Here is a 23,725-nt window from a genome sequence, read left to right as displayed (position 1 = left end):
CTCGCCTAAAGCACCGGCGCCATCATGCTGACCGCGTTCTGCACAAGGCGCTCCCGGAAGGACTGGGTCGCAATGCTCTCCAGCGCGACCGGCCGCGAAACGCTGAGATAGCCCTGCTGGCGCGAGCGGACGGCGGCGGCGACGCCTTCGTCCGCCACCAGCAGGTTGTTCTCGAAGTTGAGCTGCATGCTGCGCCGGTCCATGTTCGCCGAGCCCACCAGGGCGATCTTGCCGTCGATGGTCATCGACTTGCTGTGCAGCACCCCCAGAGGATACTCGTAGATGCGGACCCCGTTGGAGAGCAGGTCGGCATAGCAGGCGCGGCTGGTGTTTTCGACCAGCCATGAATCGTTGCGCGCGGGGAAGACGATCGTCGTCTCGACGCCTCGGCGCGGGGCCGCGCACAAGGCGCGCAGGACCGCCTCGTCCGGCACGAAATAGGGGGTGGTGATCACGAGTTCCCGGCGCGCGCTGAAGATGGCGCCGGTGAAGGAGTCGGACATGGCGTTGCCGAGCGTTGTCGGCCCGGTGCCGTACATCTGGGCGACGCTTCCGGGGCTGAAGCGCTCTGGGGCAGGCTGGGCGACGGCGAGCTCTTCCAGCGGCTCGCCGGTTTCGGCGATCCATGTGCACAGGAACAGGTACTGGGCCTGGCGCACGACCGGCCCTTCGCAGCGCAGGAAAATGTCCACCCAGGGCGCGTATTTCGCCTTGATGCGGAATGCGGGGTCGGCGCAATTCTGGCTGCCGCAATAGGCGATGCGGTTGTCGATGACGACGAGCTTGCGGTGGTTGCGCAGGTCGACGCGCCCGATCGCCAGATGGCTCAGGCGCGGGATGTCGTTCAGCGTCGCGACGAGCGACACCCCGGCTTCGCGCAACTGCCGCCAGCGGGGCCCCCGGATGAAGGCGCGCGAGCCCAGCGCATCCACCATCACCCGGCAGCGCACGCCGCGCCGCGCGGCGGCCGCCAGGGCGTCGGCGACCTTGCCGCCATTGCCGTCGTCGAGCCAGATGTAGAAGCAGACGTGGACGTGCTCGCTCGCCTGCTCGATGTCGCGCACCAGCGAGGCGATGGCGCTGTCGGAATCGAGCGTCGGCCGGTCGCTCGAGGCCTGGGGATCACCGAGAAGCACGATCCGGTTGCCGGCCACCGGCCCCAGCCCGTTGATCGATCCGCACAGGTCGAACTGGGCGGCGGCCTCGGGGTCGACGGCTTGCGGCGCGCAGGCCGCATCGTCGGGCCGCGCGGTCCGGTCTTCCGCCTGCTTCAGCCGACGCATCCGTTCGCGCCCGATGCTGGTCTCTCCGAGGAAGAGATAGGCCACCACGCCGACCACCGGCAGGAGCATGATGACGGCCACCCACGCGACGCGGGCAGCGGGCTCGCGATTGGGACGGGTGATCGCACGTGCCGCCGTCAGCAGGTGCACGATGAACAGAGAAAGGTCGAACAGCGCTCGCATTACGCGGGCAGCACGACGACCTTCGTGTTGACCGGCGTCCGTGAATAGAGGTCGATCATGTCCTGGCTGAGGAGGCCGGTGCAGCCGCTCGTGATGTTAGTCCCGATCGTCTGGGGCACGCTGGTGCTGTAGATCGTGTAGAGCGTGTAGACGCCGTTCTGATAGAGATAGAGCGTGCGGGCGCCGAGCGGATTGTCGAGGCCTCCCGGCATGCCGCCGGCATATTTGGCCGCCTCGGGCTGGCGCTGGATCATCTCCTTGGGCGGCGTCCAGGTGGGCCATTCGGCCTTGCGCCCGACATAGGCCTCACCGCTCCACAGGAACCCGGCGCGGCCGACATTGGCGCCATAGCGGGTGGCCTTGCCGTCGCCTTCGATGCGGTAGACGTAGTATTTGCCGGGATCGACGATGATGGTGCCGGGCGCTTCCTTGCTGTCGTAGCTCACGGTCCGGCGATAATATTTCGGGTTGAGCTTTTTGACGTCGACCGCCGGAATCGGGAACTTCTCGTTCGGCACCGGCCCGTAGACCTTCGACGCTTCGGCGAGGCTCATGCCGTCGGTTGTCGCGCAGCCGGCCAGCCCCAGCGCGCCGAGGCCGGCGGCGGAGCCGACCAGAAACGACCGGCGGCTGAGAAGCCCCGACCGCAGCCCAAGCCGACCTGCCGCGTCCATCGCGCCGGCATCGGCGATCCCATCGTCCATGATCATGATCTTGAAGTCCCCACGTCCCGTCGCCCGACCGGAGAATGCACCGGCACAGGCCCGCCGACCATCTTGTTGCGCGGAGATTGCCCTCACGCGATGCGATTGGCAAGCTCAGCTCTTCAGGCGATATCCCGTCCTGAACATCCAGCTCGCCACCGCCAGGCAAAGCCCCAGGAACACCAGCGTCATCGCCAGGCTCACCTCCACGCCGACGTCGGATCTGCCGTAGAAGCTCCAGCGGAAGCCGCTCACCAGGTACACCACCGGGTTGAACAGGGTCACGGTGCGCCAGAAGGGCGGCAGCATGTCGATGGAGTAGAAGCTGCCGCCGAGAAAGGTGAGGGGGGTGACGATGAGCAGCGGCACGAGCTGCAGCTTCTCGAAATTGTCGGCCCAGATGCCGATGATGAAGCCGAACAGGCTGAAGGTCACCGAGGTCAGGACGAGGAAGGCGACCATCCAGACGGGGTGGGCGATGGAGATGTCGACGAACAGGGCGGCGGTGGCGAGCGTCAGCGCGCCGAGCAGGATCGACTTGGTCGCCGCGGCGCCGACATAGGCGATGACGATCTCGATGGCCGAGATCGGCGCCGAGAGCACCTCGTAGATGGTGCCGACGAAGCGCGGGAAATAGATGCCGAAGGAGGCGTTGGAGATGCTCTGGGTCAGGAGGCCGAGCATGACCAGGCCCGGCACGATGAAGGCGCCGTAGCTGATGCCGTCGATCTCGGTCATGTGCGAGCCGATGGCCGAGCCGAACACCACGAAATAGAGCGAGGTGGAGAGCACCGGCGAGACCACGCTCTGCAGCAGGGTGCGGCCGGTGCGGGCCATCTCGAACAGATAGAGGGCGCGGATCGCGTGAAGGTTCATCGGTTCCCCCGCACCAGGCTGACGAAGATGTCCTCCAGCGAGCTCTGCCGGGTGTGCAGGTCGCGGAAATGGATGCCGGCGGCGGCGAGGTCGCGCAGCAGCGAGGGGATGCCGCTGTGCTCGGCGGCGGCGTCGTATTCGTAGGTGAGCTCGGCGCCGTCGGCCGAGAGGGCGAGGCCGTAGGCGGCGAGGCTGTCGGGGATGGCCTCGAGCGGCGCCGGGAGCTGGAGCGAGAGCTGCTTGCGGCCGAGCTTGCGCATCAGCTCGCGCTTCTCCTCCACCAGGATCAGCTCGCCCTTGCGGATCACGCCGATCCGGTCGGCCATCTCCTCGGCTTCCTCGATGTAGTGGGTGGTCAGGATGATGGTGACGCCGGATTGGCGCAGGCGGTGCACGAGCTGCCACATGTCGCGGCGCAGCTCGACGTCGACGCCGGCGGTGGGCTCGTCCAGGAACAGGATGCGCGGCTCGTGCGCCAGCGCCTTGGCGATCATCACCCGGCGCTTCATGCCGCCGGAGAGCGTCATGATCTTGGCGTCGCGCTTGTCCCAGAGCGAGAGGTCGCGCAGCACCTTCTCGATATGGGCCGGGCTCGGCGCCTTGCCGAACAGGCCGCGGCTGAGGCCGACCGTCGCCCGCACGCTCTCGAAGGCGTCGGTGGTCAGCTCCTGCGGCACCAGGCCGATATTGGCGCGGGCGGCGCGGTAGTCCTTGATGATGTCGTGGCCGTCGACCGTGACCTTGCCCGCGCTCGGGTTGACGATGCCGCAGACGATCGAGATCAGCGTGGTCTTGCCGGCGCCGTTCGGGCCGAGCAGGGCGAAGATCTCGCCGCGGCGGATCTCGAGCGAGACCTCCCGCAGCGCGGCGAGGCCGGACTTGTAGGTCTTGGACAGACGGTCGATGGCGAGAATCGGCTGCATGGCGGGCGCAGCATAGGGGCGGATGGCGCCAGTGCGAAGGCCCCGGGGGCGGCGAGGGGCGGGGCTCCGTTCATGGAGGGGCCCCCCGCCGCGACGTCATGGTCGGATCCGGTCCCTGCGCGCCGAGCTCGACGACCGTTCACACGCCCCAGGCAGCTTCTCGCGGCTCTCGCCACGATCGATTTTGCATGGTCGATGCAAAATCAACGCTGCCCAAGCTTACACCTGCAAGCCGGGTCGGGAGAAGCTGCCTGGGCCGGCGGTGCGGCTCGTGTGTTCGGCGATCATGGCTTCCTCGTCGGTGGCGATGACATAGGCGCGGGCGCGGGAGGCGGCGGTCGTCAGCACCCGGGCGTGGCGGCGGTTGGCGCCGGCGTCGAGCTCCAGGCCGAGCCAGGCCTGGTCGCGCAGCACCTCTTCGCGCACCAGGGCAGCGTTCTCGCCGATGCCCGCGGTGAAGACGACGGCGTCGAGGCCGCCGAGCACGGCGGCGAGCGCGCCGAGTTGCAGGCGGATGGCGGCGACGAAGCAGTCGATCGCCTCGCGCGCCCGCGGGCTGTCGGAAGCTTCCAGCTCGCGCATGTCCTGCGAGAGGCCGGACATGCCCTTGAGGCCGCAGTCCCTGTAGAGGAAGTCCGAGACCTGGCGGGCCGAGAAGCCGCGTTCCTCCATCAGGTAGAGCGGGATGCCCGGATCGATCTCGCCGCAGCGTGTGCCCATCGGCAGGCCCTCGAGCGCGGAGAAGCCCATGGTCGAGCGCACGGAGCGGCCGCCGCGCAGGGCGCACATCGAGGCGCCGTTGCCGAGATGGGCGATCACCACCCGGCCGGCGGCGTCCGCCGGGGCGATCTCGGCCAGGCGCCGCGCGACGAATTCATAGGACAGGCCGTGGAAGCCGTAGCGGCGCACGCCTTCGTCGTAGAAGCGACGGGGTAAGGCATAGGCCTGGTTGACGAAGCTCTGGCCGCGATGGAAGGCGGTGTCGAAGCAGGCGACCTGGGCGATGCCGGGAAAGCGCAGGCGCGCCGCCCGGACGCCGGCGAGGCTGTGGGGCTGGTGCAGCGGCGCCAGCGGCACCAGCGCCTGCAGCGCCGTCAGCACCGCCTCGTCGATCAGCACCGGCCGGTCGAACGCCGTCCCGCCGTGCACGACGCGATGGCCGACGGCCGCGATGCGGGCGCCGGGGAAGCGCACCGCGACGAAGGACAGGATCACCTCCAGCGCCTCGGCATGGCCGCGGACGGCGCTCTCCGGCAGGTCCTCCTCGTGCACGGTCGCGCCGGTTGCGTCGCGCACCCTGAAGCGGACATCAGCGCCGAGGCCGTCCACCTGTCCGTTGGCGGCCAGGACAGGACGATCCGGCGCCGCGGCGAACAGGGCGAACTTGATCGAGGACGAGCCGGCGTTGAAGGTGAGGATGTGGTCAGCCATGGCGCCTTCCTGAGTCTCGAGAGCCCCTGGCCACCGGTCGGAGCGGGGCGTCTGCCATTCTACCCCAACGCCTTCAGGGACCGGATTAGGGGCTGTTCGCGAACAAGTGAATCAACGTGGGCGTCATGGCCGGACTTGATCCGGCCATCTCGACGAGATCGCATGCGATCTCGTTAGGAAATGCGATGAAGGCGGGTCTTAGGTGCAATTCCGCTCCATGTCCTGTCCTGCACCGACAATGGCCGCGGGCGCCAATGCCGGGCTGGTGCTGGCGGAGGTCGAGCTCGATCACCCGACCCAGGTCGTCGCGATGCCGCCCTGGGTCGGCGAGGAGGTGACGACGGACGGGCGCTTCGGCAACTCCAACCTGGCGCGCTACCCCTACGTGGCCTGGGCGAAAAGCAGCGGATGAGCCACGGCCGGGCGATGCTCCCCGCCCGGCCGCGGCGCCTTTTCCCGCCAAAAGCGTCTTGCGATTCGACGGAATCGCGCCAAGTCGCAAAGACGCGTCGAAACAAGGAGTTAGAGCAAAGCGCGTTTCCACTGAAACGCGCTTTGCTCTAGTTGCAGCGCCGGCCGGGAGGGCAATCGAAGCGGGCCGGGCGCGAGGGATAGGGCACCGCCGTGGGGCGATCGGGGCGGTTGGCGACCGGCGGCCGGCCGGGATAGCCGGGGCGGCCGACGACCGGGGGCCGGGCAGGATAGTCCGGGCGGCCGGCGACGGGGGGACGCCCGGGATAATCCGGGCGCGGCCTGCCCCAATAGGGCGGGCGCGCGGGATAGTCCGGCCGCGGCCGGTCCCAATAGGGCGGGCGCACCGGATAGACCGGGGGCGGCCCGACATAGATCGGCCGCGGCCGGACATAGACGGGAGACGGCTCGACATAGACAGGCGAAGGCTCGACATAGACGGGCGCCGGCCCGCTATAGGTGCCGTAATAGGTCTCGTAGCCGGCGCTGACGCAGCCCGACAGCGTCAGCGCGGCGAGCCCGGCGAAAAGGAGCTTGGCTTTCATCATTCCCTCCGACCCGGCCGAGCCGACCGGGGCATGCATGCTGCGCACGGCGGCCATGAACGCCGCCCGAAGATGCCGTTCAGCCGGCGTTCATGGCCGGGATGGGCCTCGGCGCCGCCGCGAGTCGCGGCGGGCGCTTGGAGGATCGAGGCCCGAGCATAAGCCAATCGGACCGGCACGCCATCCCTCCCGGCGCCGGCCGGGACCGGCGGGCAGCGGAAAATCGCGTTGCGTCAGGCCGGCGCGCCGGCGCCTCAGTCCCGCTCGTCCAGGCCGCCGGTCTCTGGGTCGTAGTCGCCCTGGGCGGCGAGGCGCGGCAGGATCTCGGCCAGCGTCACCGGCCGGAAATCCCAGCAGTCGACGCCGGCATCGAGGCTGTTGCCGACGCCCGGCAGGCGGCCGTGCGAGTGGCCGTAGAGGTGGATGGCGCCGTGGCGGTGCCCCGGCCAGATGCGCATGCCGTAATGGTCGAGCACGAGCTGGCGGCCTTCGACCGTGACGCAGGCGCGGTCGCTCGGCTGGGAGGCCCAGGGCAGGCGGCGGGTGCGGCTGTGGTCGTGGTTGCCGATGATCAGGTGCTTGATGCCGTTGAGCGCGTCGAACAGCCCGCGCAGCCGGCGATCATTGCCGCGGAAGGCGAAGTCGCCGAGATGCCAGACGGTGTCCTGCGGGCCGACCACCGCGTTCCAGTTGGCGATGAGCGCGGCGTCCATCTCCTCGGTGGAGGCGAAGGGGCGGTTGCAGAAGCGGATGATGTTGCCGTGGCCGAAATGGGTGTCGGCAGTGAAGAAGGTCGTCATGACCGGCTCCGGATGAAACGATGGATGCCGTGCTTCCCGGGGCGGGATCGAGGCATGCAAGGGAAAAGGGGGCAAAGGGGAAGGTCTTGGGAACGGGCCATCAGCGGCGCCGAACCGCGCCGTCAGGCCCCGGTGATCTCGTTGCTGCCACGCGGCGCCGTGGCGTCGTCGCCGGGAATGGCCGGAAGACGCTGCTTCCGCGAGCCGGTCGCCGATGCGGCCCTGCTCTCAGGCCCGCCTTCTACGGCCGGGACCCGCCGCCGTCAATCCGGCGGGAGCGGCACGATCGCCGATCGTCGGTCAGGCCTTGCCCCGCAGCATCGCATTGGCGCGGAGCGCCCGCTCCCGCGCCGCCCGGTGGTCGACGATCGGCCGGGGATAGGATCGGCCGAGCGTGACGCCGCCGTCCGACAGCACGGCCGGCGGCGCCTCCCACGGGCGGTGCAGGAACCGGTCGGGCAGGCCCGCCAGCTCCGGCAGGTGGCGACGGACATAGCGGCCGTCCGGATCCAGGCGCTCGCCCTGCAGCACCGGATTGAAGATCCGGACATAGGGGGCCGCATCGGCGCCGGTCCCCGCGACCCACTGCCAGTTGGCCGGGTTGTTGGCGGGGTCGGCGTCGACGAGCCTGTCCCAGAACCATTGCTCGCCGTGCCGCCAGTCGATCATCAGGTGCCGGGTCAGGAAAGAGGCGACGACCATGCGGACCCGGTTGTGCATGAAGCCGGTGGCCGCGAGCTCGCGCATGCCGGCATCGACGACGGGATAGCCGGTACGGCCCTTGCGCCAGGCATCCAGCGCGGCCGGGTCGCTCCGCCAGGGAAAGCGATCGAAGGCGGGCTGATAATGGTCCGTATGCAGGCGCGGGTTGTGGGCCAGCAGATGGTAGGAGAATTCGCGCCAGCCGAGTTCGCTGCGGAACTTGACGGCGCCGTCCGTCATCTGCGGCGCGTCGCAGGGCGCCAGCGCCGCGAGGATGCGGCGCGGCGTGATCTCGCCGCAGGCAAGGTGCGGCGAGAGGCGGGATGTGCCGTCCGTCTCGCCGGGCCGGTCACGCTGCGAGGCATAGGTCAGGACCGGCCCGGCAAGAAAGGCCTGCAGGCGCTCCCGGGCCGCGCTCTCGCCCGGCGTCCAGCGCTCGTCCAGGCCCGGTGGCCAGTCCGGGGCCCGCAGCGGCGGCAGGACAAGGTCGAGCTCTTGGGATGGGACGTCGGGCGCGAAGGGCGGCAGGTCGGGCGCCTCGATCGGGTCGCCGGGTTCGAGCCTGGCGAGGACCGCCCGCCAGAAGGCGGCGTGCACCTTGTAGGAGCCGCCCGATCCGCTGGTCAGCCGCGTCGGCTGGTGCAGCAGCTCGCCCTCGAAGCCTTCGGCCCGGATGCCGCGCCCGGCGAGGGCGGCCTGCATCTGCGCATCGACTGCCGCTTCCGATGGGGCATGCCGGCTGTTCCAGAACACGGCGCCGGCGCCGATGTCCTCGGCGACCTGCAGGACGGTCTGGACCGCGGCGCCCCGGCGCAGGACGAGAGGCGTGCCGCGCCGCCCCAGCCGCTCGCCGAGGGCGAGAAGGGACCGGCGCAGCCACCAGCGTGCGGCGGAGCCGAGCGGCCGGAGGCCGGCGCTCGCGTCGTCCAGGAGAAAGAGCGGCAGCGTCGGGCGTCCCGACTTCGCCGCGGCCCACAGCGCGAGATTGTCGGCCAGGCGCAGATCCCTGCGGAAGAGCACGATCGCCGGAGCCTGGGCGGACGGATGCCTGGGTGTCACGGCCGGCGCGTCTGCAAGATCGGTACGGTGGCGGGAGCCGGCATGGAAATGCTGTCTTCGGTTCGGCGCCCCGCGGAAGGCCGCGCGAGGCCCCTGCGGCGTGCTTGGAGGAAAGCCGGCCCGAGTCGGCCGGCGACGGTCGCGACCATATTGGCGTCGGCCGAGCGGATAGGCCAGGGGTCGGCGGAGCCGTGCCCCGCAAACTGCGCGGCATGGCCGTCCCCGGGATTGGAGCCTGGATGGCCGGGCCCGCATGGCTACAGATCGAGGGCCTCGCGCAGGATGTCGAGGTGCCCCGTCTCCTCGGTCTTTTCGCTCCAGTAGGAAGTGTGCGTAAAGAAACGCGAGAACGGGCCCCGGCCCGCGCGCCGGATCCTCACCGGCAGATCGGCGATGCCGCCGCCGAAGTTGCCGCCGACCGACCCGGAAATGATGTCGCCGAACAGGATGGCCGCGTTGGGATCGTAGATGTTAGTCCAGCGCACCGCGGCGAACGGCGCGGCATGGTGGGCCTGCCATGTGGCCGGCTGATCCTTGCTCCTGTAGCGAAAGCCGGTCTTCGGGTCTTCCATAACGGGAGGGCTGGTTGGGAACCGCCGTTCCTCGACGCCGGCCGCCAGTGCTGAGGCATCACGGGCGAGCAGGAACTGGGCGTGCGAGAGCGGGCTGCCGACGGTGACGAAATCCGAGATGAGCCAGCGCTCCCCGGGACCACGACGGTCCTGCATGGCGTCGAATACGGCCCGCTGCGCCAGGCGATAGCTCTCGAGACGGCGGCCACGCTCGGCTTCCGGTGCCTGATCGAGCGCGGCTGCGGCCGCTTCGCACTGCAGATAGGCCCGATGCAGCTCGTCGTCGTCCGCCATGGTACGGTAGGCTGCCCCCTCCGACCACAGCAACTTGAGGAGGTCGTAGGCGATGATGCTGCCGAGACTGTGACCTACCAGGACGATCCGTTGGTATTCCGCGCTGCCGCCGAGGCAGCGGAGCAGGTCCAGCCCCCGCTCGCGAATGGCGCGCCGGGCGGCAATGTTGGGCGGCTTGGCACGGACATAGCGCGCGACGTCGCCGAAGGTGGCGAGGACGAGGCCGATGGCCACGCCATAGACCGCAGTGGCGACGGCAAGCGCAGCGTTGGCCCATGGCGGCAGGGTGGGAACGCAGGGAATGGCGGAGGCGGCCTTCCAGAGGGCCAGTCCGCCGAAGATCAGAGTTCCCAGCCAGAGGAGCACCCAGACGGACCGGACGCGGGGCGGCACCTGCCGGGGAGAGCGCCACAGCAGCGACATGAACCAGTCACGCAGTTGCTGCAGCGTGTTCGCAGCCGTGAGGTCGGCCCAGTAGAACTCGAAGAAATCCGTCCGCGGCCCGGCGCCGTCCCGGCCCGCCCGCGTGGTGATGCGCGACAGTTCGAAAGACCCGGTCCGCGCGTCGGGCTTCCACCACACCGGGTTCCGGCCGGGCGGATCGGCGTCGCGGCGGGCATCGATGGCCGGGCTGTCTTCCCACATCGTGCGGACGAAGCCGCGCAAGGTGTCCATCGGCATCTGCTCGCCCATCCCGTGCACCAGGACGACGGCCTGCTTGAGCGGCCTTGCCGCCTCGTTTGCACCGGCGGCCGGCTGGCCGCCTCCTGGCAAGTCGCGCGGAGTGCGCGAGCGGTCGGTCATGGCTCAGGATCTCCAGCCGCGTCAGAAGCCCGGGACAACACCGCATCCGGGCTTCGGACAGTCCAGGTGCCAGGCCGACCCGTTCCAAGCGACGACCGGCATGGTTGACTGTAAGGAAGTCGATCGGCGACGGACAGCATCCTGGGTGACAGGGCGTCGGAAAATCCAGCCCCGCGTCCCGGCAAAGCCCTTGGGACGGACATGTCGAACCGTGCCAGGGCCGGCGGAGAAACCTGCCTGAAGGCCAGGTGCCTCCTTCAGGGGCGCGCGCCGGAGCGATTGGGGGGAAAGACCGGCGAACGGATCACGCACCACTTCGGCTCGACGGCCTGGCCGTGGCAATCTCCTGCGGGATGGCGCCGATGCCGGCCGGCCTCGGCGGGACGACGGTGTGTCCTCGTCAAAGGGGCAATGGACCGAGGATGGCGAGATTGTGTCTTGCGGCGGCAGCCACCAGAAGCGCCATGTCCTGGCCGCCTGGCCTTCGTCGGCGGCTCCCGGGACATTTCACGATAACTGTTATGATGGTGGTTGCCGTCAAGCCCGCCGGGGAGGTTTTCGACCGCCTTGCCGTCAAATATCGCGCCATGGCGGACGGCAGGTGATCGTCTGAATTCTCCGCGAGGCCGAAGCCGAGATGGAGGCCATCGGCGGCGACATCGCCGCAGACAATCCTATCCGAGCCATATTCTTTGTCGAAGAATTGCGAACCAAATGCCTGGAGCTGGCGGACATGCCCCAGGCATTTCCGCTTGTTCCTCGCGATGAGGAGCGGGTTGTTCGGCATCGTGTTCGCCGCAACTGTCAGATCTCCGACCGTGTGATCGGCGATCCGATCGAGCGTGTCGATGTGTTGCACGTCCTTCATGGAACCCGGAACTACGCCGCGATCCTGTTCCAATAGTCAGGAGGGCCTGTTTCCTCGACGCCGCCTCAGGGCACGATGCCGCGGCAGGCCCGGGCGACGTTGGCGAAGGATCTCGGACCGTCGGGCCGGCCGGCTTCGTAGGCATCGCGCATGGCGGCGTCGACGCGTGCCCGCTCGGCGGCGTCCAGCGTGGCCACGTATTGGCCGAGCGGCCCTTCGCCCGCGGCGATCGGCGCCCAATAATCGTCGAAATCCTTGTAGTCCATGCGGATCAGCAATTCGGTTTCCGCAACGTCGGAGAGGCCTTTCTCGACGAAGGTGCGCCGCATTTCGCCCGGCTGCATCATCGGTTGGCCGCAATAGCGGCTGCGAAGCCGGCGGCCTCCCTCGCCGAGAGCCGCGACCGTATCCACCATCATGCGCATGCCCGGCATGCCGCCGAGATGGTCCCACACGGCGGCCGCGACCACGCCACCCGGCCGCACGACGCGGCGCATCTCGGCGACCGCCTTGCCGGCCTCCGGCACGAAATGCAGCACGAGCAGCGCCAGGGCACGGTCGAACCTGGCGTCCGCGAAGGGCAGGGCGCACGCATCGGCCTGGTGGATCGCGATGCGCGGATCGGTGTTGCGCCGCCTGGCCGCCTCGACGAAGACGGGAGAAAAGTCGATGGCGCTGATCTCGCCGAGGTCGAACCCGGCCAGCGCGAAGGTCAGGCTGCCGGTGCCGCATCCGACGTCGAGAACCGTCTCGTTCTCGGCGACGCCGGCGAAATCGATGAACAGGGGCGCGAGCTTCTCGCTCCAGCGGCCCATGAGCTGCTCGTAGCCGCTCGCGTCGCGGACATTGAAACTGGAGGTCATCCAAGTCACCCTAAACCCATGGGATGGTAGACCTCGGCCAGGGTCTTGCCAAGCCGCGAGCCGAGGGGGAGGCGGCCGCGAGACGTCTCCACCCGCCATCATGCCGGCACGTGCCGTCCTGGCGGCCGGTCGTCCTGGGCCATTCCTATCCGGAACGCGGAAAAGGCCCGGTGCGGAACCGGGCCTCTCCGGCGCATCGACCGGCGCAGGCGGGGAAGCCGCCCTGTCGCGCGCCGAGCCGTTATTGCACGACCTCGACGATGGCGCGGGTGTCCGGATCGACGAGGACGATCTGGTCTCCCTGGTTGCCGGTCACGAAGAAATCGTAGTTCCGGATCGCGGGCACTTCGGAGACGATCACGTCGGGCATCGGCGTGAGCTCGACCTCGGCCGGCACGTCGACGCCGTCCTGCAGCTCGAAGCTCGGCCGCACCGCGGCGATGCGCCGCTCCTGGGCGTAGTCGAGGATCTGCCGGCGCTGGCTCGCCGTCAGCCTGATGCCGTTGGTCCCCATCGTGCGATTGCCGGCGGCGTGCTGCCGGCCCGAACCCTGGCGGATCACTTCCACGACCCTGTGGCTCTGCGGGTCGACGATGACCACCTGCTCATGGACGATCACATAGTCATACCCCTGATACTCGGGCACGATCTCGACGATGTCCGGCGGCAGGGGGCGTACGCGAACGCGTTCCGGCAGGGACTGGCCGACGGTGATGTCGACGTCGACATTGCTCCGCTCGCCCGTCCGGACGAGCGTGTCGCGGACACGGCTCGCCTTGTCGGGCGCCACCCTCAGGCTGCCGGTGACATCGACATCGGTGCGGGCACGCCCGGTCCGGTTGCCGGTCGTATCGGCGACGCCGGTGTTCTCACCCCGCGGCTGCACCGGGTTGGTGGCCGTGGCCGGCGCCTTCTGCCGCATCTGTTGCTGGTCGGTCTCCCGGCCGCCGGTTCCCTGCTGGCCGAAGGTCCGGCGCTGTCGCGTCCCGGGCTGCTCCGCCATGCCGGGCCCCTGCTCGCCGACGCCACCGGGCTGCTGGCCCATGCGCTGCCTCTGGGGCGGGCAATTGGTGTCCTGGCCAGGCTCGCAGGCGGCCTGACCGGTCTGCCGGAGCCCGGTCTGCTCCGGCTGGCCGGCGGTCTCGGCCGGCTTCCTGGCTCGCTGGCCGGTATCCGCAGCGGGAGCCCTTTCCGCTCTGCTCGGCTGCTCGGCAGCGGGCTGTTCGGCCTGCGTGTTCGGTCGCTGCCTCGGGGTTTCGACCTTGTTGGCGGGCTCCTGCCGGGTCACGGGCGCCTCGCCCTGCTGCAACGGCTTGCGCTTGAGAATCTGATCGTCCTGCGCAAGGGCGCTGCCGGCAAGCAGGGCGGACACCATGATGGCAGCAGCGGTTGAAAGCAGATTTTTACGCATGGGACATCTCCTCGATAGAAGGATCGGATCCGGTCGGCTTCTCCGGCACAAGTTCTCAGATCGGTGATTGTTCCCATTCGGCGTTGCAGCCGTGATAATTGTGACAGTTTTTCTCATGACGTTGCGGAATACTATGAATGAATTGTCGGAGGCGCGGGAACCCATTTTGAGGCTCACGGCAGCCAAGCTTCAAAACCGGCCCTGAGAACCGGGGGCGCCTGCGACGCGCCGCGGTCGATGTCCGCAGCCGTGGCGTCGCAGGAGCGGTGCTCGGCCACAGCCTCGTTCCGGTCCGATCCCGCAGCAAGTCTATGCTGCGCTGCTCCGTTGACGGAACAATGGATGCCGTAACGTTGATCAAGGGACAGAAAATTTAGTCGGAGCAGGATCCGTGGCCTGGCAAGTTCCGGTCGCCGACCCCGACGCGGCCGCGGAGCGCGACGGGGCCGGCACCCTTATCCTCGAGGGGGCGGTCGCCCAAGGTGGGATCGACGGCAATGCGGACTTCTCGATCCAGTTCGATCGCCTCGCCACGATCACCGCCGATGCCTTCACCCTGTAGGCGCCGGGTCGCGGCGCCGCCGCGCGGGAAGACCCAGGAAGCGCCCTTGGGGGCGTGCTGCGGCTTCTCGACGTCGTCGGCCCATGGGCCCATGGCTGAGGCCCGGCCGGGAGGGCGCGGGCCGGCTTGCTGCCCATGCATGAAAAGGGACCGGATGCGGGGCCGGGCCGAGGTGCAATGACGAATCCGGCGCGCCGGGACGAGCGCCCGCGGCTGAACAATACCGTCCGCGTGGATTTGTTCCGATTCCTGCGTTCCCAAGTCAACCTGGCCGTATGCTTTCTTGCAAGAAATCGTAATTTTTGGTAAAATTGTCTTATAAGTATTGATTGTATAGTGATTTAATAATTCAATCACTGATATGAGGCTGGTGCGATGCGGGCTTTTGCTCATGTCGTCGCTCGGCGTGTGCTCATCGCCGAGGATGATGGCCTTATTGCCGACAGTCTTGTCGAGTTGCTGTCCGATGAGGGCTGTCGGGTGACCGGTCCTGTCGGTACTGTGGCGGATGCATTCCGCGCACTCAGGATGCATGGTTCGCCCGACCTGGCCCTGTTGGACGTCAAGCTCGGCAATGACCCCGTCTTTCCCTTCGCCGACGCCTTGGTCGACCTGCGGGTGCCTGTCGTGTTCATGTCGGGCTATGGCCGAGACAGCCTCCCTGAGCGGTTCGCGAATGCGCCTCTCGTCGGAAAGCCGTATTCGTTCGAGGAGATCGTTGCGGCGCTGTCGTCATATGCCGGCGGACCTGCCGGAGCGCCCTGACTTTCACCGGCATCCCTGGCTCGACGTGCGGGAGTTGCGCCGCGCCTGGATTGACGATGATCCGGAAGGTGCCGTTTCCCATACGGCGGTCGGACATCGGGCGGGCAGATGCCACCCCGCCCGGGCGCATGGAGATCAGCGACGGGGGGGCGAATGCTTTCTGCCGCTGTCCGGCGCTTTCATCGGCTCGGCCGTGCGAGAAAGCGGCGCCCATGGAGCGCCTTGGAGGCCGCCCCGGTTGCCCGAGGCGACCTGCGTACGGCAACACGCGTGATCGCGCTCGGGTCCGGTGCCGTACGCGCTCACGAAACGCACAGGCAGCAGCAGGGTTCCGCCTTCGGCACAAAAGGGGCTCGGTCGTGGCCGGGCCCCTTCTGCAGCTCTGCGGCGCGAACTGACAGGTGCTGGGAGGCACCCGCCGGCAAACTCGTGCCGTCGGGGATTGTTCCGGTTGCCTCAAAAAGAACAAATCGGATAGATACAAGCTTTTCGCGAATCGGGAGTTGATCTGCTGTTTGACGGAACGTCAAGCCAAGCTTGAAATTAATGTAGTGGTGGCCAAAAAATATACAGACCGGAGCAAGTATCTAAACAAATATTTATAATATTTATATTAGACATACATCATTTGTTCGATTTCTTGAATATGATTGTCGTGATGCTGGCCGGGGCATGTCACCTGGGCTGACCGTCCGCTTCATGAAGGAGGACATGAGCATGGCTCACAGCATTCCGTGCTACAGCATATTCGACGATGAGCAGGTCGATGCCATGGGGGTCGTCTACGATCAGGTTTGCACGGCTGCGCGGAGGACTCGTGGACATCTCCACATTCCGGAACTGGAACTCCGCTCCCGCGTTGCCCGCGCGGTGATCGAGGCCGCGATGACGAACGACCGCGACGTGCCGACGCTGACGCGTCTCGCTCTTGAGAAACTTGCAGCCGGAATTTCCCCGGCTGCCGGACGATAGCCCGCTCCGCCTCTGCCTTGAAACGGAGGAGGCCCGGTGGGGCCGGGCCTCCTCCCCAGCTCTCGCGGGCGGCTTGAGCTGGTCGGCGGCTTTGGGGGACGCCATGGAATGAACGCGTCGGCCGACGGCTTGTTCCTGACTGGCCACCGCTGCTTTGGCCGTGCGAGGCCAATTTCGGTGACCGGGGGCCGGGGAACCTGCGCCCCCTGGAAGTTCCCCGGCCTTTTTTGCAGGCGAGCCGGCTCGGCCCAGGACCGGCGTCGCCGCGGCGACCGCCCGGGCGGTCGTGCTCGGCCCGCGAGACCGACGGCTCGGCGGCGATGCGAGGCCCTCAAAAGGGGGAGGTGGCGGCGAGCGGCGGAGCTGATATCGATCGTTCGTCGCCAGGGATACGCACTTTACCCCCTGCGCCCCGGGCGGATGGAGCACTGGCCGGGAAGCGATCCAGCATCGGCGCTTCCCGGCGCTCTTTCACCGCGTCGGTCTCCGGACTGGTGCGAGGCGGCTCCCGGCGCGATCGAGGCGGCCATTGCCGGCGGCCTGTGCTCCTGTCAGGCAGGACGGCTGCCGCAGTTGCCGATGTGCGGCATTTTCGAGCAGATGCGGCCAAGCGGTGGCGGTGAGGCCGGCACGCACGCACGGGCAGATCACCGGGCGCGCGCCGGCACAACGGAGCCGGACCAAGGCAGCCGGTGCCGCTGTCGCCTGCGCCCCGCCGCCTGAGACCGCGGGCCAGAGCGTTTTGCGATTTGACGGAATCGCGTCAAGTCGCAAAGACGCGTCGAAACAGGGAGTTGGAGCAAAGCGCGTTTCCACCGAAACGCGCTTTGCTCCAGGACAAGCGCTCTGGTTCTGGGCCGAGGTCGGTTCAGGGCGGCCCTGGGCACCTCATCGACGCCTCTACAGGAGGAAGTTGCTCGCCTGCAGCGAGATCAGGTGGTCGACCTGGATGGAGAAGTCGGCTTTGCCGTCGCCATCGACGTCGCCGTAAACATAGGCGTTCCCGTTCACAGCCTGGCAGCGCAGTTCGCCGGCGTGATGGGTGAAGGCGGCGCTGCCGAGGAACTTGAAGGCTTGGTTGCCGGAGGTCACGCTGTTGGCATCGATCTCCGTCAGGTCGATGCGATCGCCCTCCGCGGCGCTGAAGTCCTGGATGCTGTCGCGGCGGGCGGAGACCGGCGTGCTCTCGCCGACGAGGTTGAAGACGAAGGTGTCGGCCCCGGCGCCGCCGGTCAGCTTGTCCGCCCCCGCGCCGCCGACCAGCCGATCGTTGCCGCCACGTCCATCCAGCGTGTCGTTGCCGGCAGCACCCGTCAGCGTGTTAAGACCGCCGTTGCCGGTGATGGCGTTGGCGAGGGCGTTGCCGGTCCCGTCAATGTCGCCGCCGCCCACCAGCACCAAGGCCTCGAAGGCGCCCTTGAAATGCGTCGGATCGGTGAGCCGCAGGCTCAGGGACGTGTAGACCTTGTCGATGCCGGTGCCGCCGGCCTCGTCGGCGAGATCGCCGGCATTGTCGATATAGTAGGTGTCGCTGCCGGTGCCGCCCTTCATGATGTCGGCGCCGGTACCGCCGACGAGCGTGTCGTTGCCGTCGCCGCCGAGGATGGTGTCGGCGCCGGCGCCGCCCTGAAGGGTGTCGCCGCCGCCCTGGCCGTCGATGACGTTCGCGGCGGCGTCGCCGACGATGATGTCGGCGCGGCGCGTGCCGATGACGTTCTCGATGCCGGCGATAGCGGAGGGACCGCCGGAGCCGGGGTTGGCGCCCCAGGTGCCGGCGGTGAGGTCGACCCTGGCGCCAATGGAGGCGTCGATGAAGTAGACTTGGCTCAGGTCCAGCGCGTCGGTGCCGGCCCCGCCGTCGATCGTGTCGTCGAGCACGCCCCCGGTCACACGGACGATGTCGTTGCCGCTGCCGCCGTCGATGGTGTCCGCCCCGGCGCCGCCGTCCAGCACGTCGTCGCCGTCGCCGCCGTGCAGCGAGTCGCCCCCTTTTCCACCCCAGATGGTATCGTCGCCCGCATCGCCCCAGAGCGAATCGTCGCCGTGTCCGCCACCGATGTAGTCGTTCCCGTCGTCGCCGTGCAGGATGTCGTCGAGGTACCCGCCGTTGATGCTGTCCGCGCCGGCCCCGCCGTACACGGTGTTGTAGCCGTCGCCTGCTTTCCCGATCTTCGGGTCGAGCCAATCCATGCCCACATAGATCCTGTCGTCGCCGGCCCCGCCAAAGACCGTATCATCGAACCCCTCGTCGAAGTCTGAGTAATCGACGAGATCGTCTCCCGGGCTGCCGGATGTGAAGCGCCCTCCCCCGGAGGAGCCGACATCGATCATCTCACCGTCGATGATCACGGCGCCATGGTAATGGCTGCTGACGACATCGATGGTGTACTGGGCGATGGCGTTTCCGACGTCGTTGACGCCCACGAAATAGGTGCCGCTCGTCGTGGCGGTGAAGCTGACATAGGCATTCTGGCCGCTGCCGCTGTTGTCGTCGTGAGCGAGTTCCGCGCCCGCTGCGTCGAACAGGCGGAGATAGGCGTCGCCGCTTGCGCCACCGGCCAGCTCGTCACGGGCGAAGAAGCGATAGGTGGTGCCGGCGACCAGGTCGAGCCTGATCCAGTCGCTGTCTCCCGCGGTTTCGAAGGCTCCCGAATAGGAGCCGACCACCTGGACGTCGCCCTGGAAGGTGGCGGTCGTGCTCGTATCGCCGGGAAGGTCGACCATGGGCGCGCTCCTGTCGTCGACGGCCCTTGCATGGGGGCCTCGAGTGTTCAGGCGTCATCTTACCTTACGAAGCGTCAATCGGCCACCCCGGCAGCCGCAGGATCCTGCCGCCGGCCGTCACGGTGTCACAGCCTGAAAGACGCCGGCGCGATCCTCGACGCTCACGATCTCAAGCGTGATTCCGAGCTTGCCGAGTCGGCGGTCAAAAAGCGCGCGGCGTCCGAAGCCGGAACGAAAGTTTCAAACCGCACTGCGAAAGTGCGCTTCATCAAACGAAGAAAATTCAATGAAAACAAATGGTAGCGAGGAGTGGACTCGAACCACCGACACGCGGATTATGATTCCGCTGCTCTAACCAGCTGAGCTACCCCGCCACGCCGCCCCAAGGAGCGAACGCGGCGGTATATGCAGCGGTCGGCGGGGGCTGTCAAGCCTTTGCGAGCGTCGCCAGGATGCCCTTGTGGATGGCCTCGTTGCCGGCGACGACCTCGCCGGTCTGCAGCATGGTGTCGCCGCCGCGCGTGTCGGTGACGAAGCCGCCCGCCTCGCGCACCAGCACGATACCGGCGGCGATGTCCCAGGAGGAGAGCCAGCGCTCCATCACGGCGTCGAAGCGGCCGGAGGCGAGGTAGGCGAGCTCGAGCGCGATCGAGCCCATGTGGCGCATGCCGGCGACGCGGGCCATCACGGCGGCGATGTCGGCGAGGTTGGTGGCGTGGTTGCCGCGGCCGATCTGCATGACGCCGGCGCAGACCAGCGATTCCTCCAGCGCCCGGCGGCCGGAGACGCGGATGCGCCGGTCGTTGTGGAAGGCGCCGCTGCCGCGCTCGGCGACGAAGAGGTCCTCGGTCGCCGGGTTGTAGACGACGCCGGCCACCAGCACGCCGTCACGCTCCAGCGCCACGGAGGTGGAGAAGAACGGCACGCCGTGCAGGAAGTTGGTGGTGCCGTCGAGCGGGTCGATGTGCCAGCGATGGGTCTTGTCCGGACCCTCGATCACGCCGCTCTCCTCCATGACGAAGCCGTAGCCCGGCCGCGCCTTCTCCAGCTCCTGGTGCAGCACCCGCTCGGCCTTCTTGTCGGCGATCGAGACGAAGTCGCCCGGCCCCTTGGCCGAGACCTGCAGGTTCTCCACCTCGCCGAAATCGCGCTTGAGGCCCTTGCCGGCCTTGAGCACGGCGTTGACCATCACATTCATCAGGGGCGAGCGGAGCATGGGAAGCGGCTTTCGGCGGGAGTTCGAATTGCCCGGCAAAGACGACGATGCGCCCGCAACGTCAAGAGGGGATCGGCCGCAAGCGCCGGTTTGCCGCGCCGCGGCCGTCCTCGGCGACGGCCGGCGTCCGCGTCTTGCCTGTGCGATACGGCACGCGCGGCGGAGCCGGCCATGGCTAGGAGATCGTCCGTCGATTATGGATTGGATTCGCCATGGGCCGGGACCGGCCCGGCCATGGCGCCGGAAGGGCGTGTCGGGGGGCGGAGCGGTGCGAGCGACGCAGCCCGGGAGCACGCACGGCGTCCGGCGGCCACCCCGGTGGTCCCTCGCGCGCCGGCCCCGACCCCGGGGCGCCGGATCCACCCTTGCCGCTCCGGAGGAAAGCGTCGTTCCCGTGCCGATCATCCCGCCCACCATCCTGCACCAGCTCGAGCGCCTGCGCCGGACGGTGACGGTCGAGGAGGCCGCGGCGCGGCTGCGGCCGGGAACAAGCCCGGCGCCCGAGCCGGTCAGGCCGGCGCGGCGTGCCTCCGCCGCCTCGATCGCCCGGCTCTGGCAGCGCCTCAAGGGCGAGGGCGGGGCGGGCGAGGCCGAGGAGGCGCTGCTGGCCGACGCCGACACGGTGGCGCGGGCCGCCGACTATTCGCGCAACATCGAGAACCTGATCGGCACGGTGAAGGTGCCCGTCGGCGTGATCGGGCCGCTCCGGGTCAACGGGCTCAACGCCCATGGCGACTATTTCGTGCCGCTCGCCACCACCGAGGCGGCCCTGGTCGCTTCCTTCGCCCGCGGCGCCGACCTGATCGGGCGGGCCGGCGGGGCGACCGCGGCGCTCCTGTCGGAAGGCGTGCTGCGCACGCCCGGCTTCATCTTCGCCGACGTCGTCGCCGCCGGCGCCTTCGTCGAGTGGGTGGCGCGCCACGCCGGGGACCTCAAGGCGGCCGCCGAGGCGACCACCCGGCACGGCCGGCTGGTGTCGATCGAGCCGATGATCGACCATGACGTGGTGTTCCTGGTCTGCCGCTACACCACGGGCGACGCCTCCGGCCAGAACATGGTGACCATCGCCACCGAGGCCCTGTGCCGCCATGTCGAGGAGGCCTGCCCGGTCAGGCCCCGCGCCTGGTATGTCGAGGCCAATTTCTCCGGCGACAAGAAGGCCTCCTATCTCGGCCTGCTCACCGGCCGCGGCCGCAAGGTGACGGCGAGCGTGGTGCTGCCCGACGACCTCATCGAGAAGCACCTGCACACCGGCGCCGAGCGCATGCTCGACTATGGCCGCCTCGCCAATCTCGGGGCGCTGCTCAGCGGCCAGATCGGCGCCCAGGCCCATTATGCCAACGGCCTCGCCGCCTTCTACATCGCCACCGGCCAGGACGCGGCCTGCGTTGCCGAATCCGCCACCGGCTTCACCCGGATGGAGCGGCGCGAGGGCGGCGTCTTCGTCTCGGTGACGCTGCCGAACGTGCTGGTCGGCTCGGTCGGCGGCGGCACCGGCCTGCCGAGCCAGGCGGCCGGGCTCGCCGTCATGGGGCTGAAAGGACCGGGAAAGGCGGCGGCGCTGGCCGAGATCGCCGGAGCGGTGTGCCTGTGCGGCGAGATCTCGATCATCGGCGCCATCGCCGCCGGGCACTTCACCCGGGCCCACCGCAAGCTGGCGCGCACGCGGTGACGGTCCGCCCGCTCCCCGATGCGGCGCCGTCCCTGCCGCGGCGCCTGTGGATCTACCAGCGCGAGCGCTTCCCGCTCGGCAGGACCGGCCTGCTGCTCGCCGTGTTCTCCGCCGCCAGCATCGCCGTCTCGGCCAGCCTCGCCGGGCGGGCGCTGCCCGGCCCCTGGACCTTCTTCGTCGCCTGGCTGGCGACGCTGATCGTCTTCTTCCAGATGCGGGCCTGCGACGAGGTCAAGGACCGCGAGGACGACGCGCGCTGGCGGCCGGAGCGGCCGATCCCGCGCGGCCTGGTCGGCCTCGGGCTGATCGTCGGCCTCGCCCTCGGCCTGGCGCCCGTGGCCGGGCTGGCGGCGATGAGCCTCGGCATCGGCGTGCTGGCGCTGCTCGTCCTGGTCTGGCTCTGGCTCGGCCTGATGACGGCGGAGTTCTTCGCGCCGCGCCGGCTGAAGGCCCGGCCCTTCCTCTATCTCGTCTCGCACATGGCGATCATGCCGCTGATCGATCTCTTCGTCACGGGCACGGAATGGCTGGCCGCCGCCGGCACGCCGCCGCCGGGGCTCGGCTGGTTCCTGGGGCTGAGCTTCGCCAATGGCTGCGTGCTGGAGATCGGCCGCAAGGTCTGGGCCCCGGGCAGCGAGCGCCGGGGCGTGGAGACCTATTCGGCGCTGCTCGGGCCGGCGCGGGCGGCCTGGCTCTGGCTGGCGATGGTGGGCCTCGCCTGCGCCCTGCTGATCGGGGTCGGCTTCGCCGCCGGCGCGCCGCTGCCGGTCGCCGCGATCGGCCTCGCCGCCTTCCTCGCCATCGCCCTGGCCGCCGCCGGCTTCGTCCGGCGGCCGACGCCGGAAGGCGAGAAGCGGATCGACACCCTCGCAGGGCTCTGGGTGCTGGCGTGCTACGCCGCCGCCGGCTTCGCGCCGCTGCTGTTCGCCGGAGGCCCGGGATGAGCGACCTCATGCTGGTCCCTCAGGCCGGCGCCGCCGCGGCCGAGGTCGGCGGCAAGGCCGCGGCCCTCGCCGCCCTGGCGGCGGCGGGCTTCGACGTGCCGCCCCTCGCCGTGATCCTGCCGGAGGCCTTCGGGCCGGACGGCCTGACCGAGGCCGGCGCCGCCGCGCTCGCCGCCCATCTGGCGGGAGCCGGGGAGGGGCCGTTCGCCGTGCGCTCCTCCGGCCGCGAGGAGGACGGCGCCAGCCACTCCCATGCCGGCCAGTTCCTGACCGTGCTCGACGTCGCCCCGGCCGGCGTCGCCGCGGCCGCCGCCGCCGTATGGCGCTCGGGCGCCGGCGAGACGGTGCGGGCTTATCGCGCCTCGCGCGGGCTCGACCCCGATGGCGGCGCGCCCGCGGTGATCGTGCAGCGCCTGGTCAAGGCGCGCGCCGCCGGCGTCGCCTTCTCGGCCGATCCGGTGTCCGGCCGGCGCGACCGGGTGGTGATCTCGGCCGTGGCGGGCCTGGCCGAGCGCCTGGTCTCGGGCGAGGCGGAGGGCGAGGACTATGTGCTGGACAAGGCGGACGGCCGCGTCCTGGAGCAGCCGCGGGGCGGCGTGCTCGGCGCGGCCGACCTCGCGGCCCTCTTCGACGCGGTGCGGCGCGTCGAGGCCCGCTTCGGCCGGCCGCAGGACATCGAATGGGCCTTCGAGGGCGACCGGCTCTTCCTGCTCCAGGCCCGGCCGATCACCACGGCGCTGCGGGACGCGCCGCTCACCGACGACGCCGTCACCATCTTCGACAATTCCAACATCGTCGAGAGCTATCCCGGCTGCGTCGCGCCGCTGACCCACAGCTTCGCCGTGCATGTCTATGCCCGGGTCTACCGCATGTTCGTGCGCATCGTCGGCGTGCCGGAGGCCGATATCGCCGCCCATGGCGCGGTGTTCGAGAACATGCTCGGGCGCGTCGACGGGCGGGCCTACTACAACCTGGTCAACTGGTACCGCGCCCTGTCGCTGCTGCCGGGCTTCGCCATCAACCGCGCCCATATGGAAACGATGATGGGCCTGGACGAGCCGCTGCCGCGCGACATCGTCGC

At 69.1% G+C, this 23,725-nt stretch carries 21 protein-coding genes and 1 tRNA gene; 8 read left to right on the top strand and 14 right to left on the bottom strand.

All coding sequences use genetic code 11. From position 1 onward, the window contains the following. Window positions 1-5: 5 nt before the first annotated feature. From cls to AC27L4_RS25180, 5 genes are all read right to left on the bottom strand, one after another. Window positions 6-1,466 (bottom strand): cardiolipin synthase, encoded by a 1,461-nt coding sequence (cls, locus tag AC27L4_RS25200; protein ID WP_487145276.1) that lies wholly within the window; start codon window positions 1,464-1,466, stop codon window positions 6-8. Beyond that, entirely contained in the window at window positions 1,466-2,176 is a 711-nt protein-coding gene (locus AC27L4_RS25195; RefSeq protein WP_487145275.1) for a L,D-transpeptidase, read from the bottom strand. Before AC27L4_RS25195 ends, cls begins: the two co-directional genes overlap by 1 nt. Before the next feature lie 108 nt (window positions 2,177-2,284). Beyond that, entirely contained in the window at window positions 2,285-3,046 is a 762-nt protein-coding gene (locus tag AC27L4_RS25190; protein WP_487145274.1) for an ABC transporter permease, read from the bottom strand. Next, a complete protein-coding gene (locus tag AC27L4_RS25185; RefSeq protein ID WP_487145273.1) occupies window positions 3,043-3,969 on the bottom strand; it encodes an ABC transporter ATP-binding protein in 927 nt (308 codons plus the stop codon). The genes AC27L4_RS25190 and AC27L4_RS25185 overlap by 4 nt, the downstream gene beginning before the upstream one ends. A gap of 219 nt (window positions 3,970-4,188) precedes the next feature. Further along, a complete protein-coding gene (locus AC27L4_RS25180; RefSeq protein ID WP_487145271.1) occupies window positions 4,189-5,400 on the bottom strand; it encodes an acetate/propionate family kinase in 1,212 nt (403 codons plus the stop codon). Window positions 5,401-5,638: 238 nt separating this feature from the next. On the opposite strand from AC27L4_RS25180, the gene AC27L4_RS25175 reads away from it, so the two are divergent. After that, on the top strand, window positions 5,639-5,812 hold the full coding sequence (locus AC27L4_RS25175; RefSeq protein ID WP_487145270.1) for a hypothetical protein: 174 nt from the start codon (window positions 5,639-5,641) through the stop codon (window positions 5,810-5,812). 148 nt (window positions 5,813-5,960) lie between these two features. On the opposite strand, the gene AC27L4_RS25170 is transcribed toward AC27L4_RS25175, so the two are convergent. The 4 genes from AC27L4_RS25170 to AC27L4_RS25155 form a co-directional block, all read right to left on the bottom strand. Beyond that, window positions 5,961-6,416, bottom strand: a complete 456-nt coding sequence (locus tag AC27L4_RS25170; RefSeq protein WP_487145269.1) for a hypothetical protein — start codon at window positions 6,414-6,416, stop codon at window positions 5,961-5,963. Between the two features lie 254 nt (window positions 6,417-6,670). Beyond that, window positions 6,671-7,216: a metallophosphoesterase gene (locus tag AC27L4_RS25165; protein WP_487145268.1), complete on the bottom strand. Its 546-nt coding sequence runs from the start codon at window positions 7,214-7,216 to the stop codon at window positions 6,671-6,673. Between the two features lie 300 nt (window positions 7,217-7,516). After that, complete coding sequence (locus AC27L4_RS25160) at window positions 7,517-8,977, bottom strand: cryptochrome/photolyase family protein (protein WP_487145267.1); 1,461 nt, start codon at window positions 8,975-8,977, stop codon at window positions 7,517-7,519. A 257-nt stretch (window positions 8,978-9,234) separates the two neighbouring features. Next, a complete protein-coding gene (locus AC27L4_RS25155) occupies window positions 9,235-10,647 on the bottom strand; it encodes a hypothetical protein (RefSeq protein WP_487145266.1) in 1,413 nt (470 codons plus the stop codon). A 637-nt stretch (window positions 10,648-11,284) separates the two neighbouring features. Between AC27L4_RS25155 and AC27L4_RS25150 the strand changes: the two genes are divergently transcribed. Next, on the top strand, window positions 11,285-11,551 hold the full coding sequence (locus AC27L4_RS25150) for a type II toxin-antitoxin system RelE/ParE family toxin (protein WP_487145265.1): 267 nt from the start codon (window positions 11,285-11,287) through the stop codon (window positions 11,549-11,551). Between the two features lie 29 nt (window positions 11,552-11,580). Here the strand turns inward: AC27L4_RS25150 and AC27L4_RS25145 are convergent, their stop codons facing one another. Beyond that, window positions 11,581-12,378: a class I SAM-dependent methyltransferase gene (locus AC27L4_RS25145; protein WP_487145264.1), complete on the bottom strand. Its 798-nt coding sequence runs from the start codon at window positions 12,376-12,378 to the stop codon at window positions 11,581-11,583. 241 nt (window positions 12,379-12,619) lie between these two features. Then, window positions 12,620-13,789, bottom strand: a complete 1,170-nt coding sequence (locus AC27L4_RS25140; RefSeq protein WP_487145262.1) for a DUF1236 domain-containing protein — start codon at window positions 13,787-13,789, stop codon at window positions 12,620-12,622. A gap of 391 nt (window positions 13,790-14,180) precedes the next feature. Between AC27L4_RS25140 and AC27L4_RS25135 the strand changes: the two genes are divergently transcribed. The 3 genes from AC27L4_RS25135 to AC27L4_RS25125 all read left to right on the top strand — a co-directional run bounded on the left by AC27L4_RS25135 (window position 14,181) and on the right by AC27L4_RS25125 (window position 16,088). Beyond that, window positions 14,181-14,351 carry a hypothetical protein gene (locus AC27L4_RS25135; RefSeq protein ID WP_487145261.1) on the top strand — a complete coding sequence of 57 codons (171 nt, stop codon included), beginning with the start codon at window positions 14,181-14,183 and terminating at the stop codon, window positions 14,349-14,351. Window positions 14,352-14,726: 375 nt separating this feature from the next. Next, window positions 14,727-15,116 carry a response regulator gene (locus AC27L4_RS25130; RefSeq protein ID WP_487145260.1) on the top strand — a complete coding sequence of 130 codons (390 nt, stop codon included), beginning with the start codon at window positions 14,727-14,729 and terminating at the stop codon, window positions 15,114-15,116. Window positions 15,117-15,833: 717 nt separating this feature from the next. After that, on the top strand, window positions 15,834-16,088 hold the full coding sequence (locus tag AC27L4_RS25125) for a hypothetical protein (RefSeq protein WP_487145259.1): 255 nt from the start codon (window positions 15,834-15,836) through the stop codon (window positions 16,086-16,088). A gap of 900 nt (window positions 16,089-16,988) precedes the next feature. Here the strand turns inward: AC27L4_RS25125 and AC27L4_RS25120 are convergent. The 3 genes from AC27L4_RS25120 to AC27L4_RS25110 form a co-directional block, all read right to left on the bottom strand. Then, complete coding sequence (locus AC27L4_RS25120) at window positions 16,989-18,812, bottom strand: pre-peptidase C-terminal domain-containing protein (protein ID WP_487145258.1); 1,824 nt, start codon at window positions 18,810-18,812, stop codon at window positions 16,989-16,991. A gap of 297 nt (window positions 18,813-19,109) precedes the next feature. Next, a tRNA-Met gene (locus tag AC27L4_RS25115) sits at window positions 19,110-19,186 on the bottom strand. Window positions 19,187-19,239: 53 nt separating this feature from the next. After that, a complete protein-coding gene (locus AC27L4_RS25110; RefSeq protein ID WP_487145257.1) occupies window positions 19,240-20,028 on the bottom strand; it encodes an inositol monophosphatase family protein in 789 nt (262 codons plus the stop codon). Between the two features lie 394 nt (window positions 20,029-20,422). Here AC27L4_RS25110 and AC27L4_RS25105 point away from each other — a divergent pair, with 394 nt between their 5' ends. The 3 genes from AC27L4_RS25105 to AC27L4_RS25095 all read left to right on the top strand — a co-directional run. Beyond that, window positions 20,423-21,700 (top strand): hydroxymethylglutaryl-CoA reductase, encoded by a 1,278-nt coding sequence (locus AC27L4_RS25105; RefSeq protein WP_487145256.1) that lies wholly within the window; start codon window positions 20,423-20,425, stop codon window positions 21,698-21,700. Further along, window positions 21,697-22,644 carry a UbiA family prenyltransferase gene (locus AC27L4_RS25100; RefSeq protein WP_487145255.1) on the top strand — a complete coding sequence of 316 codons (948 nt, stop codon included), beginning with the start codon at window positions 21,697-21,699 and terminating at the stop codon, window positions 22,642-22,644. Before AC27L4_RS25105 ends, AC27L4_RS25100 begins: the two co-directional genes overlap by 4 nt. Next, a partial coding sequence (locus tag AC27L4_RS25095) for a PEP/pyruvate-binding domain-containing protein (protein ID WP_487145254.1) occupies window positions 22,641-23,725 on the top strand: 1,085 nt, incomplete at its 3' end. The genes AC27L4_RS25100 and AC27L4_RS25095, both read left to right, overlap by 4 nt.

Source organism: Labrys sp. Lb11 (assembly GCF_057554225.1).
The sequence above is the reverse complement of the archived record's forward strand: the minus strand, read 5'-3'. Positions and strand labels throughout refer to the sequence as shown.